Here is a 12,496-nt window from a genome sequence, read left to right as displayed (position 1 = left end):
CCCGCCCGGTGGACGGCTCAGATGATCAGGCCCAGCACCAGGGCGCCCACCAGTCCGACGACGGAGACCGCGCACTCCATGAGGCTCCATGTCTTGAAGGTCTGCCCGACGGTGAGGCCGAAGTACTCCTTGACGAGCCAGAAGCCCGCGTCGTTGACGTGCGAGAGGAACACGGAGCCCGCACCGATCACGAGGACCATGAGCGCGACGTGCGTGCTGCTGAGGTCCCCGACCAGCGGGGCCATGATGCCGGCGGCGGTGATGGTGGCCACCGTCGCCGAGCCCGTGGCCAGGCGGATGAGCACCGCGACGATCCAGCCGGCCAGCAGCAGCGGCATCCCCGATCCGGCGATCCCGTTGCCGATGACCTCTCCGACGCCGGAGTCGACCAGCGTCTGCTTGAAACCGCCGCCCGCGCCGACGATGAGCAGGATCGAGGCGATGGGGGCGAACGACTCGCCGGTGATCTTCGCGACTTCGCCCATGGAGCGTCCGAGCGCGGTGCCCAGCACGATCATGGCGTACAGCGACGTGATCAGCAGGGCCTGCAGCGGGGTGCCGATCCAGATCAGGATCTGGCCGATCGGACTCCCCACCAGCCCCACGGACTTGACCACCGTCATCAGCAGCATCAGCACGACCGGCAGCAGCACGACGGAGAGCGCGACGCCGAAGGCGGGGCGACGTCCCTGCTCGCGCTCTCCGACCGGTGCCAGCAGCGTGTCGGAGGCCATCACCGGGACCCAGCGGGCCATCGGCTTCGAGATCAGAGGACCGGCCACCGCGACGGCGGGAACGGCGACCAGCAGCCCGAGGCCGAGGGTGAGCCCGAGATCGGCATGCAGCGCGTCGATCGCGATGAGCGGGCCGGGGTGCGGCGGCACGAATCCGTGCAGCGCCGACAGTCCGGCGAGCGCGGGGATGCCGATCAGCACGACAGGGAGCCTCGCGCGCTTGGCCGCCAGCATGACGATCGGGATGAGCAGCACGACGCCGACCTCGAAGAACAGCGGGATGCCGACGATGAAGGCGGCGAGCGCCATCGCCCAGCCCAGTCGCTGGAGGGGGGTCTTGGCGAGGATGGTGTCGACGATCTCATCGGCACCCCCGGATTCGGTGAGGAACCGGCCGATGACCGCACCCAGGACGATCAGCACGCCGACGCCGCCGACCGTCTCGCCGAGCCCCTTCGAGAAGGAGCCGAAGGCGTTCTCGAAGCCCATGTCGGCCGTGACGGCCATCACGGCGGCGCCGAGCATGAGGGCGAAGAACGGATGCATCTTCACCCAGACGATCAGCACGATGATCAGCGCGATCGAGACGACGGCGGCCGTGATCAGTTGCGGGGTGCCCGCCGCCGGGGTGGTGGCCGCGGCGAGCACCCCGTGGATCACGGGGGTCGGCGCTGACAGCGCATTCATGTGCAGCTCCTGATTCCGCGGCCGTGCTGTGGTCATGCGGTCGCCCCGGTCACGTTACTCGCCAGTAGGATCTTCGGGGATGGAAGACAGGACGAGGTACCCGAATATGACGGACGAGAGCATCCCCACGACGCAGAGCATCCCGCTCGATGCCGCACCGGCGCCGTACGTGCTGGCGATCGACATCGGCTCGGGATCGACCCGCGGATGCCTCTACGACGCCTACGCCCGCCCGGTCAAGAAGCACCTGTTCAAGGCCGAGCACGCGTTCGTCGAAGCGGCCGACGGCACGGCGGAGGTGGATGCCGATCAGGTGGTGCGCGAGGTCGCCGAGGTCATCGACGGCGCACTGACGGGGATCGGGCCGGGACTGGTCAGGGCCGTCGTCATGGACACCTTCGCCTCCTCACTGGTGTGCGTGGACGAGGCCGGCGATGCGCTGACCCCGTGCTTCACGTACGCCGATTCCCGATCCTGGGCGCAGCTGGCCCGGCTGCGGTCGCAGCTGGACGAGACCGCCGTGCACCAGCGCACCGGCACGCGGCTGCACACGAGCTACCATCCCCCGCGGCTGCTGTGGCTGCGGGACGAGTTCCCCGAGGTCTTCGCGAAGACGGCGAAGTTCCTCTCGCTCGGCGAGTACGTGTACGCCAGGCTGGCGGGCATCGAGGGCGCCGCGACCTCGACGATGGCGTGGGCCGGCATCCTGAACCGGCACACCTGCGAGCTCGACGAGGAGCTCCTGGCCGCCGTGGGCGTGGACCGCAGCAGGTTCGCGCCGATCATCGACCCCGACGAGCCCATCACCGAGGTGTCCGCCCCAGCGCTCACCCGCTGGCCGGCGCTGCAGGGCGCGGCCTGGTTCCCGGCCGTCCCCGACGGCTTCGCGTCGAATCTCGGTGTGGGAGCGGACAGCCCCGCCGCCGCAGCCCTGTCCGCCGCGACCTCGGGCGCGATCCGTGTCATCGTCGACGGCACCCCGGACGAGCTGCCCGCGGGCCTGTGGGCGTACCGGGTCTCGCGCACGCAGTCGATCGTGGGCGGTGCGCTCAACGACGTCGGCCGTGTCACCCTGTGGCTGCAGGGCACTCTGGCGCCGCTGTCCTACGAGGAGATCGACGAGCTGCTGCGTGCGGAGCCATCCGAGGGCACGCCACTCGTGCTGCCCTTCCTCACCGGCGAGCGCTCCACGGGATGGGCGGGCGAGGCGCGGGCCGTGCTGACCGGCGTGTCCTCGTCCTCCGGCCCGAGGGAGCTGTGGCGCGGCGCGGCGGAGGGCATCGCGGTGTCCTACGCCCGCGTGTTCGAGCAGCTGCTCGAGGTGGATCCGGGCATCACGCGCGTCATCGCCTCCGGCGGCGTGACCGGCGCGTACCCGTCGTTCATGGTCCCCGTCTCGAACGCCCTGGGATTCCCCGTCCAGGTCGTGGACGTCAAGCGCATGACGATGCGCGGCGCCGCGGCGTTCGCGCTGTCGGTGCTGCAACCCGATCGGCCGCTCGCGACGATCCCGCAGACGGGCCTCACGGTGCCCGATCCCGCGCAACGGCCGTACTTCGACGACCTGCGCGCCCGCTTCGACAGCGTCTACGACGCCGTCATCACGGGCTGAGCCACGGTCTGCGGCACCCCGGGGCCTCGACGGGGGAGATGCGCCGGGAGAGGGCACTCTCCCCCGAGTGCGTGCCCTCTCCCGGCGCCGGACGGAGTCAGAGCCCCGCTGCTCCGCCGTTCTTCCCCCCGGACTGCTGGGTCGCGATCAGCTCGGTGACCGTCGACCCCTCATGCGTACGCGGGTCATGACCCGCGTCAGCTGCGCCGCCCCCCAGTTTCGGCGCCCGGCGAGACCGCTCCTCCAGCCACTTGGCCACGCCGGAGAGTATCAGGCACATCACGATGTATATTCCACCGATGATCAGTGCCGACTGAAGAATGGGACGCCCCTGCTGCGAGCTCAGCAGCTTGGCGTAGTAGAGGAGTTCATGGTACGTGATGATGAACCCCAGAGCGGTGTCCTTCATCGCGACGACGAGTTGCGCGACGATCACCGGCAGCATCGCTCGGATCGCCTGCGGCAGCAGGATCAGGATCATCACGCCGCTCTTGCGCAGGCCGATCGCGTAGCCGGCCTCCTTCTGCCCCTTGGGCAGTGATTCGATCCCCGCGCGCAGCGCCTCGGCGAGCACCGAGCCGTTGTAGACCATGAGAGCGATCACGACCGCCCAGTACGGGCTCACCTTGAAGCCCAGCGATGGGAGCCCGTAGTACATGATCATCATGAACACGAGCACCGGGATCGCCCGGAACAGCTCCGTGATCACCATCGCGGGGATGCGCACCCAGGCGTGGTCGGAGAGCCGCCCGATGGCCAGCACGAAGCCGAGCGCGAGGCTGAGCACGGCGGCCAGCGCGAACGCCGAGAGTGTGTTCAGCAGCATCTCGCCGATGGACGTCCACACCGTCGTGAAGGTGAAGACGTACCACTTCTCGGCGGTGAACTGCCCGGTCAGCGCGAACCGCCAGATCACGAAGGCGATCGCGGCGATCACGACCGCGACGGTCAGCACGGCGAGGATGCTGTTGCGCCGGCGGGCCCGGGGGCCCGGGACATCGTAGAGGACGGAAGTCATCGCGCGATCCTCCAGCGGTTCTCGAGGGTGCGCTGCAGCCAGGTCAGCAGCATCACCAGTGCGACGAAGATCAGCGCCACCCACAGCAGCACCTCCATGGGGGTGCCGGTGCGGTTGTGCGAGTTGGAGATCGTGGACTGCAGCTGAGGCAGCACGGCGACGGAGAATCCGGCGGCGACGGTGGTGTTCTTCAGCAGGGCGATGAACACGCTCATCATCGGCGGGACGACGGAGCGGAACGCCTGCGGCAGCACCACCTGCGTCATCACCTGGCCGAACGGGAGTCCGATCGCGCGGGCGGCCTCGGCCTGACCGACCGGGACGGTGTTGATGCCGGCCCGCAGGGTCTCGGCGACGTAGGTCGCCGTGTACACGCCGATCGCCATGATGCCCAGCACGGTGTTGGAGAGCTTGGGCAGCGCCAGCGCGCTGTACCCGAAGACGAAGAAGAAGAAGACCAGCGTGAGCGGGGTGTTGCGCACGAGGTTGACGTACGCCGTCCCGACGGCGCGGGCGATCGGCACGGGCGAGACGCGCATCGCCCCGATGATCGTGCCCAGCACGAGCGCGATCAGCCCGCCGAAGACGAACACCAGCAGTGTGTAGGTGATGCCCTCGCCCCAGAGGTCGAGGTTGCCGAAGATGGCGTCCATGCGCCCTCCTTCCGTCAGGTGGGGCGGGGGACCGGATGCCGCCGGTCCCCCGCTGCTCGAGTGTCAGCCGACCGGGTCGACCGCCGGCTGCTCGACCGTGATGCCGGAGCGGCCCAGCGTCGCGTCGAAGATCTCCTGCCAGGTGTCGTGGCCGTCGGTGAACAGCGTGTTGATGAACTCCTGCAGGGCGGTGTCGCCCTTGGGGATGCCCACGCCGTAGCGCTCCTCGGTGAACAGGCCGTCCAGCACCTTGAGCTCGTCGGGGTACTGCGCGGCGTACCCGATGAGGATCGCGGCGTCCGTCGTCACGGCGTCGACCTTGCCGTTGAGCAGGTCGTCGACGCACGCCGAGTAGATGTCGTACTCCTCGGTGGCGATCTCGGGGTAGTTGTCCTTGATGTTCTGGATCGGCGTGGAGCCGGTCGCCGAGCACACGGTCATGCCGTTGAAGTCGGAGACGTCGGTCACCTCGGTCATGTCGCTGTCGGCGGAGACGAGGAAGCCCTGGCCGGTCACGAAGTAGGGACCGGCGAAGTCGATCTGCTCCTTGCGGTTGTCGGTGATCGAGTACGTGCCGACGTAGTAGTCGATGTCGCCGTTGACCAGTGCCTGCTCACGGTTGGCGGAGGCGATGGGCTCGTAGGTGATGTCGTCCTCGGAGAATCCGAGCTCGGCGGCGATCCAGCGGGCGATGTCGATGTCGAAGCCGCTGCGCTCACCGGTGGTGGCGTCGAGGAAGCCGAGGTTGGGCTGGTCCTCCTTCACACCGATGATCGGTCCGCCGCGCTCCACCATGGCGTCGTAGGTGGGGCTGCCCTCCAGCGCCACGTCTTCGGCGACCTCCGGCTCGGGCGCGTCGCCTCCGGCGGGCGTGTTCGGACTGCCGCTGTTGCACGCCGTGAGGGCGAGAAGAGCGGTGGTGGCGATGCCTGCGGCTGCCAGGATCTTGGTGCGTCGCATGAGGGATCTCCTTGCTTGCTGTGTTGGTGGTACAGGGATGGGTGCTCAGTGGGTGAGGAGCTTGGAGAGGAAGTCCTTGGCCCGATCGCTCTTCGGGTTGGTGAAGAACTCCTCGGGCGCCGCCTCCTCGACGATCTGGCCGTCGGCCATGAAGACCACGCGATTGGCGGCCTTCCGCGCGAAGCCCATCTCATGGGTGACGACGATCATCGTCATGCCCTCCTTGGCGAGCTCGACCATGACGTCGAGGACCTCGTTGATCATCTCGGGGTCCAGGGCGCTGGTGGGCTCGTCGAAGAGCATGACCTTGGGGTGCATGGCCAGGGCGCGGGCGATGGCGACGCGCTGCTGCTGTCCTCCGGAGAGCTGAGCGGGCAGCTTCTGCGCCTGCTGAGCGACGCCCACGCGCTCCAGGAGCGCCATGGCCTCCTTCTCGGCGTCGGCCTTCTTCACGCCGCGCACCCTGATCGGGCCGAGCGTGACGTTCTCGAGGATCGTGAGGTGCGCGAAGAGGTTGAACGACTGGAACACCATGCCGACCTCGGCGCGCAGCCTGGCGAGCGCTCTGCCCTCGGCAGGCAACGGTTCGCCGTCGATCCTGATCGAACCGCTGGTGATGGTCTCCAGCCGGTTGATCGTGCGGCACAGCGTGGACTTGCCGGAACCGGAGGGGCCGATGACGACGACGACCTCACCCCGCTCGACGGTGAGATTGACGTCCTTGAGCGCGTGGAACTCGCCATAGTGCTTCTGGACGTTCTCGACGACGACCAGCGACTCGGCTGTGCTCATGCTGCCTCCCTCAGAACCTGCCGGTCATGGGGAGCACCGAAGCTGTCGGGGATCCCCGTCGAAACCGCTGACCCCCTCAGGCTAGGCACCCGCCACGGTGCGGGCCAGGCTCTTGAGTGTTTCTTGAGTGTGCGACGGGCAGCCCGCGAGCTGCCTCCACCGCAGGTCAGCGACGGGCCCGACGGTAGTACTCCTCCGCGCCGGGGTGCAGCATGATCGGGTCGGTGAAGATCGCCAGCCGACGATCCAACAGCGCCGCCGTGGGCACGTTCCGGGAGATCTCCGTACTGGTGCGGAACAGTTCCGCCAGCACGTCCCGCACCAGGTCGTCGGGGACCTGCTCCGCCGTGACCAGGTAGTTCGGCACGGTCATCGCCAGCGTCGGCTCGTCGCTGCCGTACATTCCCACCGGGAACTCCGCGGAGCGGTACACGCCCGCGTGCACGGCATCCGCCCTGGCCACCACGTCGGCATCGATCGACAGCAGACGGATGGGCGTGCGCTCCGCCAATCCCAGGACGCCCGGGGTCGGCAGCCCGCCGACCCAGAACAGCGCGTCGATGCGGGAGTCCACCAGGGCGAGGATGGAGGCGTCCAGGCCGAGCCCCGCGTCGTGCACGGCGTCGACGGGCACATCGGAGGCCTCCAGCACGCGACGTGCGACCACGCTCACCCCGGAGCCCTGACCGCCGAGGGAGACGGTGCGCCCGGCGAGATCGGAGATGTCCCGGATGCCCGAGTCCGCCCGCACGACGACATGCACGTACTCGTCATACAGCCGGGCGACGGCACGGATCGGGAGCGGGGCGTCGAAGTCGCCCGTCCCGGTGACGGCATCCGCGACGGCATCGCTCTGCGCGAAGCCCAGCTGGGCGGATCCTTCGCCGATGAGACGCAGGTTGTCGACCGAACCGTTGGTCTCGATGACCTCGGCATCCATGTCGAAGTCCCGTGAGAGCACCTCGACCAGACCCGCCCCGTAGTCGTGATACACGCCGGCGGCGCCCCCGCCCGCGATCCGCAGCGGACGCTGCGCCCATGCCGGCCGGTCCGGCGCGCACGACACCAGGCTCAGCAGCACCGCCGAGGCGGCGAGCAGGGCGACCAGCAGGCGTGCGGATCTCCTCATCGCGGATTCGCCCCCGGAAGATCGAAGATCACGCTCAGTCCGCCGCCCTGCGGGGACTGGACCGCCAGCCGTCCGCCCACGGAGCGCAGGAGATCCATGGCGATCGCGAGGCCCAGTCCGGATCCGGGGATGTTCTGGTTCCGGGTACTGCGCCAGAACCTGTCAGCCGCCTGCTCGAGCTCCTCCGCTTCCATTCCCGGGCCATGATCGCGCACGACGATGCGCGTGCGCTCGTCGCTCGGACGCACGCTCAGCTCGACGCGCCCGCCGTGCGGCGAGAACTTGACGGCGTTGTCGATCACGGCGTCCAGCGCACTCTCCACGACTGCCTCGTCCACATGGCTCAGGATAGGGCCGCCCCCGTCGACGGTGAAGACGATCGCCTTCCGGGCCGCCACATCCTGCCACGCCCGTGAACGACGCGCGACCAGTGCCGTCAAGTCGACATCCTCGAAGTCGGACTCGCTCACGGATCCGCGGGCGAAGCCCAGCAGCGTGTCGAGGATGCGGGTCATCCGCTCCCCCTCTTCGCGGATCTTCTCCACATCGGCTGCGCCGGCAGCCCCCACGTCGGCCGCGAGTACCTCCACCCGCAGCAGCAGGGCGTTGAGGGGGTTGCGCAGCTCGTGCGAGGCGTTCAGCGCGAACTCCTGCTGCCTGGCCACGACCCGCTCGATCTCATCGGCCATCCTGTTGAACATCAGGATCATCCGATGCAGCTCCGGCGGCCCGGTCTCGTCGCGGATCCGTGCGTCCATGTCGCCGCGCTCGATGGCCTCCATCGCCCGATCCAGGCGGCGCACCGGGCGCAGCACCCACCCGGCGAGGCGGAACACGATCAGCAGACCCGCGGCGATCACGACAGCCGCAACGGCGGCGATCAGAAACCACTGCCGACCGATCTCGGCCCGCGGCACGTCGACGCTCGCCGACATCACGACCGCGCCGATGACGTCGCCGCCGTCGAACACGGGCTCCACGAGCGAGAGGTCGCTGAACTGCCACGGCAGTGCATTCTGCGGCAGCTCGCCGCGCCGACCGGAGAGCGCGAGGCGGATCTGCGCGTCCACCTCGGGACGATCCAGCATCGGGTCCGCGCTCCGGGGGGCCCAGGCGTGCCCGGTGCGGTCGACCACCATGACCCGGGTGCCGTAGAGCTCCCGGTACCGGCGGACCTCCCCCTCGAACATGTCGCTGCTGCCGGTGAGCAGGGCCTGGCGCGCCGTGGTGACGAAGTAGCCGAGGTCGCCGAGCTGCTCGGCGTAGAACTCCTGCTGCACGCCCCGCGCCGTGCTCCACGCGTAGCCTCCGCCGAGCACGGTCAGCACGAGCACCAGCGGTACCAGGAACACGACGATGAGCCGACGTCGCATCCTCAGCCCTCCAGCCGGTACCCGACGCCGCGGACCGTCTCGATCAGCGAGGGCCGGCCGATCTTGCGGCGGATGGAGGCGACATGCACCTCGAGCGAGCGGGCGAAGCTCTGCCAGTCGGTGTTCCACACCTCGCGGATCAGCCGTTCACGGGGCACGGCGACGCCCGGATACCTGGCCAGTGCCGCGACGATGTCGAACTCCTTCCGCGTCAACTCGACGTTCTCGTCGTCGACGGTCACCCGGCGCGCGACGAGATCGATGCTGACTCCGTCGACCTCGACCAGTGCGCGGTCGCCGGATGCCCCATCCAGCCCGTCCAGCGGATGCAACCGCCTGGTGACCGCCTCGATGCGCGCCAGCAGCTCCCGTACGTCGTACGGCTTGACGACGAAGTCGTCGGCCCCCGCGCGCAGACCCCGGATGCGCTCCTGGACCTCGCTGCGCGCGGTGGCGATGATGACGGGCACTCCGCTCTGCGCTCGGATCCGGCGGCACACGTCGATGCCGTCCATGTCCGGCAGACCGAGATCCAGCAGCACGAGCTCGGTGTCCGAGCCGATCAGCTCCAAGGCCTGTGCGCCGTCGACGGCACGGACCGTCGCGTAGCCCGAGCGGCTGAGGAAGGCGCCGAGGGCATCGGCGACACGGTCGTCGTCCTCGACGATCAGGATGCGCACGGGATCACGCTCATCGGCCCTCGCGCTGGGCGAAGGCGCTCTCGTACAGGCACACGCTGGCTGCGGTGGCGAGGTTGAGCGACTCGGCCCTGCCGTAGATCGGCAGTCTCAGCGCACGGTCGGCCAGCGCCAGCAGGTCATCGCCCAGCCCCCGGGCCTCGTTGCCGAACAGCCATGCGGTGGGCCGCTCCAGGACGCCCTCGGCGCGGGCCCGCAGCAGATCATCGCCCTTCACGTCCGCCGCCAGCACCTGCATGCCCGCCGCACGGGCACGCTCGACGACGTCCGTCAGCTCGCCGCCCACGGACAGCGGCAGGTGGAACAGAGAGCCCGTGGTGGAGCGGACGACCTTGGGGTTGTAAGGGTCCACGGTCCGGCCGGTGAGCACCACGGCATCCGCCCCTGCGGCATCGGCCGCACGGACGATCGTGCCGAGGTTGCCGGGGTCGCGCACCTCCTCGCAGATCGCGATCAGCCGCGGTGATGCCGCGAAGATGTCGCGCACGGACGCGGGGGTCTGACGGGCAACCGCGACGAGCCCCTGGGGCGTGACGGTGTCTGCCATGGCCGCGAGCACGCTCTCGGTGACGTACTGCACGTCGATGCCGCGCTCACCGGCGAGCATGCGCACATCGGCATGCTTCTCCCATGCCGTCGGCGTCGCGAACAGTTCCACGATGGACTGCGGCAGACACGTCAGCGCCTCACGGACGGCCTGCGGCCCCTCCAGCAGGAACAGCCCGGTCTCGGTGCGCGCGCTGCGTTTGGTGAGCTTGGCGACGGCACGGACTCGGGGTGAACGGGGATTCTCGAGCACGATCCCAGTCTAGGGTGCTCACATGACGCGGAACGGGCGCCTCCCCCTGGGGGAGGCGCCCGTTCCCGACTGCTCGGATTCCGCTCAGGCGGCGGCCTTGGGAGCGTTGACGTCCGAGGGGAGCGCCTTCTTCGCGGTCTCCACGAGCGATGCGAACGCGGCCGCGTCGGTCACCGCGAGCTCGGCGAGCATGCGACGGTCGACCTGGACGCCGGCGAGGCCGAGGCCCTGGATGAACCGGTTGTAGGTGATGCCGTTCTGGCGGGCGGCGGCGTTGATGCGCTGGATCCACAGGCGACGGAAGTCGCCCTTGCGCTTGCGACGATCGCGGTACGCGTAGACGAGGGAATGAGTGACCTGCTCCTTCGCCTTGCGGTACAGACGCGAACGCTGACCGCGGTAACCCGAGGCGCGGTCGAGGACGACGCGACGCTTCTTGTGCGCGTTGACCGCGCGCTTGACTCTAGCCATTTTCCTGGATTCCTATTCGTGCGTTCGTCGGTCTCAGCCGCGGCCGAGGAGCTTGTTCGCGACCTTCGTGTCGGCCTTCGAGAGGACCTGGTCCTGGTTCAGGCGACGCGTGCGGCGGCTCGACTTGTGCTCGAGGTTGTGGCGCATACCGGCCTGCTGCTTCTTCAGCTTCCCGCTGCCGGTGATCTTGAAGCGCTTCTTCGCCCCCGAGTGGGTCTTCTGCTTCGGCATCTTCTCTTCCTTCGTGTGGCATCCATTCGGATGCTGGTGGATGACCCGCCCTGCCGTGGAGGCGATGGCGGGAGCGTACGGGCGGCTCAGGCCGCGGAGTCGTCCTTCGCGTGCGCGGCAGCGGACTTCGCATCCCGGACCGCCTGCTTGTGGGCGGTGCGGGCCGCGTTCTGTTCGGCCTTGGCCTCGGACTTGTTCTTCAGCGGCGCGATGACCATCACCATGTTGCGTCCGTCGATGGTCGGATTCGACTCGACCGTGCCGAACTCGGCGACGTCCTCGGCGAATTTCCGGAGCAGGCGCACGCCCTGCTCCGGACGCGACTGCTCGCGGCCGCGGAACAGGATCATGGCCTTGACCTTGTCACCGGACTTGAGGAAGTTCTCCGCGCGCTTGAGCTTGGTCGTGTAGTCGTGCGCCTCGATCTTCAGGCGGAACCGCACCTCCTTGAGGATGGTGTTCGCCTGGTTGCGACGGGCTTCCTTCGCCTTCTGCGCGGCTTCGTACTTGAACTTGCCGTAGTCCATGATCTTGACCACGGGCGGCTTGGAATTCGGGGCCACCTCGACGAGATCGAGGTCTGCTTCCTGGGCCAGACGCAGCGCCGCTTCGATGCGGACGACGCCGATCTGCTCACCCGCGGGGCCGACGAGGCGGACCTCGGGGACGCGGATGCGCTCATTGGTACGGGGATCGCTGATGCGGAACTCCTTAGACGTGGTTTCGGCCACCGGGATGCGGTGTGCATCTCGGGCGAAATCGGAGTCCCCCCACCCGCCGGCACGCGCGAAGCACCGGCTTGTCGCACCCTTTCCACCGGAATCCGGCGGGGCGCGGAACCCGGTAGCCTGGAACGGCAAGCGCGGGTGGGAATGAATCCTCTTTCGTGCCGGAGCGGAAAGCTCCGGAGCCCGCAGAAGTCTACCAGAAAGCACCCTGAAGTGACGACTCCCGACGAGCAGGCCGATCTCCGCCACGAGCGCTGGGCGCAGCAGGAGCGGGCGGCGGCGTCCACCGCCACACGCGATATCGCCGATGTCCCCGCCGTCGAAGTGATCACCACGACGGCCGTGCACCTGATGAGCGCGGCCGCGGTGAAGCTCGGCCTCGCCGACGATCCGGAGGCGCAGCTCGACCTCGACGAGGCGCGCAAGCTCATCAACGCGCTCGCCGGGCTCATCACCGCCGGCGCGCCGGAGATCAGCAGTGCGCACGCCAGCCCGCTCCGCGACGGCCTGCGCTCCCTTCAGCTGGCCTTCCGGGAGGCCTCCCCCATCCAGGACCCGATCGGCAAGGGCCCCGGCGAGAAGTGGACCGGCCCGGTCACCTGACTTCGGCG

The 12,496-nt window shown here is 68.9% G+C and carries 14 protein-coding genes; 2 read left to right on the top strand and 12 right to left on the bottom strand.

The features are described 5' to 3' along the window. Positions 1-17: 17 nt before the first annotated feature. Positions 18-1,421, bottom strand: coding sequence for a GntP family permease (locus ABD770_RS11210; protein ID WP_344819642.1), 1,404 nt, complete (start codon positions 1,419-1,421; stop codon positions 18-20). 79 nt (positions 1,422-1,500) lie between these two features. Between ABD770_RS11210 and ABD770_RS11205 the strand changes: the two genes are divergently transcribed. Next, positions 1,501-3,033 carry a gluconokinase gene (locus tag ABD770_RS11205; RefSeq protein WP_344819641.1) on the top strand — a complete coding sequence of 511 codons (1,533 nt, stop codon included), beginning with the start codon at positions 1,501-1,503 and terminating at the stop codon, positions 3,031-3,033. 97 nt (positions 3,034-3,130) lie between these two features. Here the strand turns inward: ABD770_RS11205 and ABD770_RS11200 are convergent, their stop codons facing one another. The 11 genes from ABD770_RS11200 to infC all read right to left on the bottom strand — a co-directional run bounded on the left by ABD770_RS11200 (position 3,131) and on the right by infC (position 11,888). Beyond that, positions 3,131-4,051, bottom strand: a complete 921-nt coding sequence (locus ABD770_RS11200; RefSeq protein WP_344819640.1) for an amino acid ABC transporter permease — start codon at positions 4,049-4,051, stop codon at positions 3,131-3,133. Beyond that, the gene (locus ABD770_RS11195; protein ID WP_344819638.1) at positions 4,048-4,704 is read right to left on the bottom strand and encodes an amino acid ABC transporter permease; all 657 of its coding nucleotides are present in this window, start codon (positions 4,702-4,704) and stop codon (positions 4,048-4,050) included. The genes ABD770_RS11200 and ABD770_RS11195 overlap by 4 nt, the downstream gene beginning before the upstream one ends. Before the next feature lie 63 nt (positions 4,705-4,767). Continuing rightward, positions 4,768-5,664, bottom strand: a complete 897-nt coding sequence (locus ABD770_RS11190; protein WP_344819636.1) for a glutamate ABC transporter substrate-binding protein — start codon at positions 5,662-5,664, stop codon at positions 4,768-4,770. Between the two features lie 45 nt (positions 5,665-5,709). Beyond that, the gene (locus ABD770_RS11185; protein WP_425562754.1) at positions 5,710-6,456 is read right to left on the bottom strand and encodes an amino acid ABC transporter ATP-binding protein; all 747 of its coding nucleotides are present in this window, start codon (positions 6,454-6,456) and stop codon (positions 5,710-5,712) included. 166 nt (positions 6,457-6,622) lie between these two features. Beyond that, complete coding sequence (locus ABD770_RS11180; protein WP_344819635.1) at positions 6,623-7,585, bottom strand: TAXI family TRAP transporter solute-binding subunit; 963 nt, start codon at positions 7,583-7,585, stop codon at positions 6,623-6,625. Next, positions 7,582-8,958 carry a sensor histidine kinase gene (locus tag ABD770_RS11175; protein ID WP_344819634.1) on the bottom strand — a complete coding sequence of 459 codons (1,377 nt, stop codon included), beginning with the start codon at positions 8,956-8,958 and terminating at the stop codon, positions 7,582-7,584. The genes ABD770_RS11180 and ABD770_RS11175 overlap by 4 nt, the downstream gene beginning before the upstream one ends. 2 nt (positions 8,959-8,960) lie before the next feature. Continuing rightward, a complete protein-coding gene (locus tag ABD770_RS11170; RefSeq protein ID WP_344819633.1) occupies positions 8,961-9,638 on the bottom strand; it encodes a response regulator transcription factor in 678 nt (225 codons plus the stop codon). Between the two features lie 10 nt (positions 9,639-9,648). Then, on the bottom strand, positions 9,649-10,455 hold the full coding sequence (locus tag ABD770_RS11165; protein WP_344819632.1) for a TrmH family RNA methyltransferase: 807 nt from the start codon (positions 10,453-10,455) through the stop codon (positions 9,649-9,651). A gap of 84 nt (positions 10,456-10,539) precedes the next feature. Beyond that, the gene (gene rplT, locus ABD770_RS11160) at positions 10,540-10,926 is read right to left on the bottom strand and encodes a 50S ribosomal protein L20 (protein ID WP_344819631.1); all 387 of its coding nucleotides are present in this window, start codon (positions 10,924-10,926) and stop codon (positions 10,540-10,542) included. Between the two features lie 33 nt (positions 10,927-10,959). Further along, positions 10,960-11,157 (bottom strand): 50S ribosomal protein L35, encoded by a 198-nt coding sequence (rpmI, locus tag ABD770_RS11155; protein WP_087133207.1) that lies wholly within the window; start codon positions 11,155-11,157, stop codon positions 10,960-10,962. 86 nt (positions 11,158-11,243) lie between these two features. Further along, positions 11,244-11,888, bottom strand: coding sequence for a translation initiation factor IF-3 (infC, locus tag ABD770_RS11150; protein WP_344819630.1), 645 nt, complete (start codon positions 11,886-11,888; stop codon positions 11,244-11,246). Positions 11,889-12,098: 210 nt separating this feature from the next. On the opposite strand from infC, the gene ABD770_RS11145 reads away from it, so the two are divergent. Next, positions 12,099-12,488 (top strand): DUF1844 domain-containing protein, encoded by a 390-nt coding sequence (locus tag ABD770_RS11145; RefSeq protein ID WP_344819629.1) that lies wholly within the window; start codon positions 12,099-12,101, stop codon positions 12,486-12,488. The last annotated feature ends 8 nt before the right edge of the window (positions 12,489-12,496 follow it).

Origin of the sequence: Microbacterium soli (assembly GCF_039539005.1) — a bacterium.
GTDB classification, from domain to species: domain Bacteria; phylum Actinomycetota; class Actinomycetes; order Actinomycetales; family Microbacteriaceae; genus Microbacterium; species Microbacterium soli.
Note: the sequence above shows the minus strand (reverse complement) of the source record. Positions and strands in the feature narration are given on the sequence as shown.

Coding starts and splice junctions, on each gene's coding strand:
- ABD770_RS11175 (WP_344819634.1), bottom strand. CDS start 8,958: ATGCGACGTCGGCTCATCGTCGTGTTCCTGGTACCGCTGGTGCTCGTG.
- ABD770_RS11185 (WP_425562754.1), bottom strand. CDS start 6,456: ATGAGCACAGCCGAGTCGCTGGTCGTCGTCGAGAACGTCCAGAAGCAC.
- rpmI (WP_087133207.1), bottom strand. CDS start 11,157: ATGCCGAAGCAGAAGACCCACTCGGGGGCGAAGAAGCGCTTCAAGATC.
- ABD770_RS11180 (WP_344819635.1), bottom strand. CDS start 7,585: ATGAGGAGATCCGCACGCCTGCTGGTCGCCCTGCTCGCCGCCTCGGCG.
- ABD770_RS11195 (WP_344819638.1), bottom strand. CDS start 4,704: ATGGACGCCATCTTCGGCAACCTCGACCTCTGGGGCGAGGGCATCACC.
- ABD770_RS11190 (WP_344819636.1), bottom strand. CDS start 5,664: ATGCGACGCACCAAGATCCTGGCAGCCGCAGGCATCGCCACCACCGCT.
- rplT (WP_344819631.1), bottom strand. CDS start 10,926: ATGGCTAGAGTCAAGCGCGCGGTCAACGCGCACAAGAAGCGTCGCGTC.
- ABD770_RS11210 (WP_344819642.1), bottom strand. CDS start 1,421: ATGAATGCGCTGTCAGCGCCGACCCCCGTGATCCACGGGGTGCTCGCC.
- ABD770_RS11200 (WP_344819640.1), bottom strand. CDS start 4,051: ATGACTTCCGTCCTCTACGATGTCCCGGGCCCCCGGGCCCGCCGGCGC.
- ABD770_RS11205 (WP_344819641.1), top strand. CDS start 1,501: ATGGAAGACAGGACGAGGTACCCGAATATGACGGACGAGAGCATCCCC.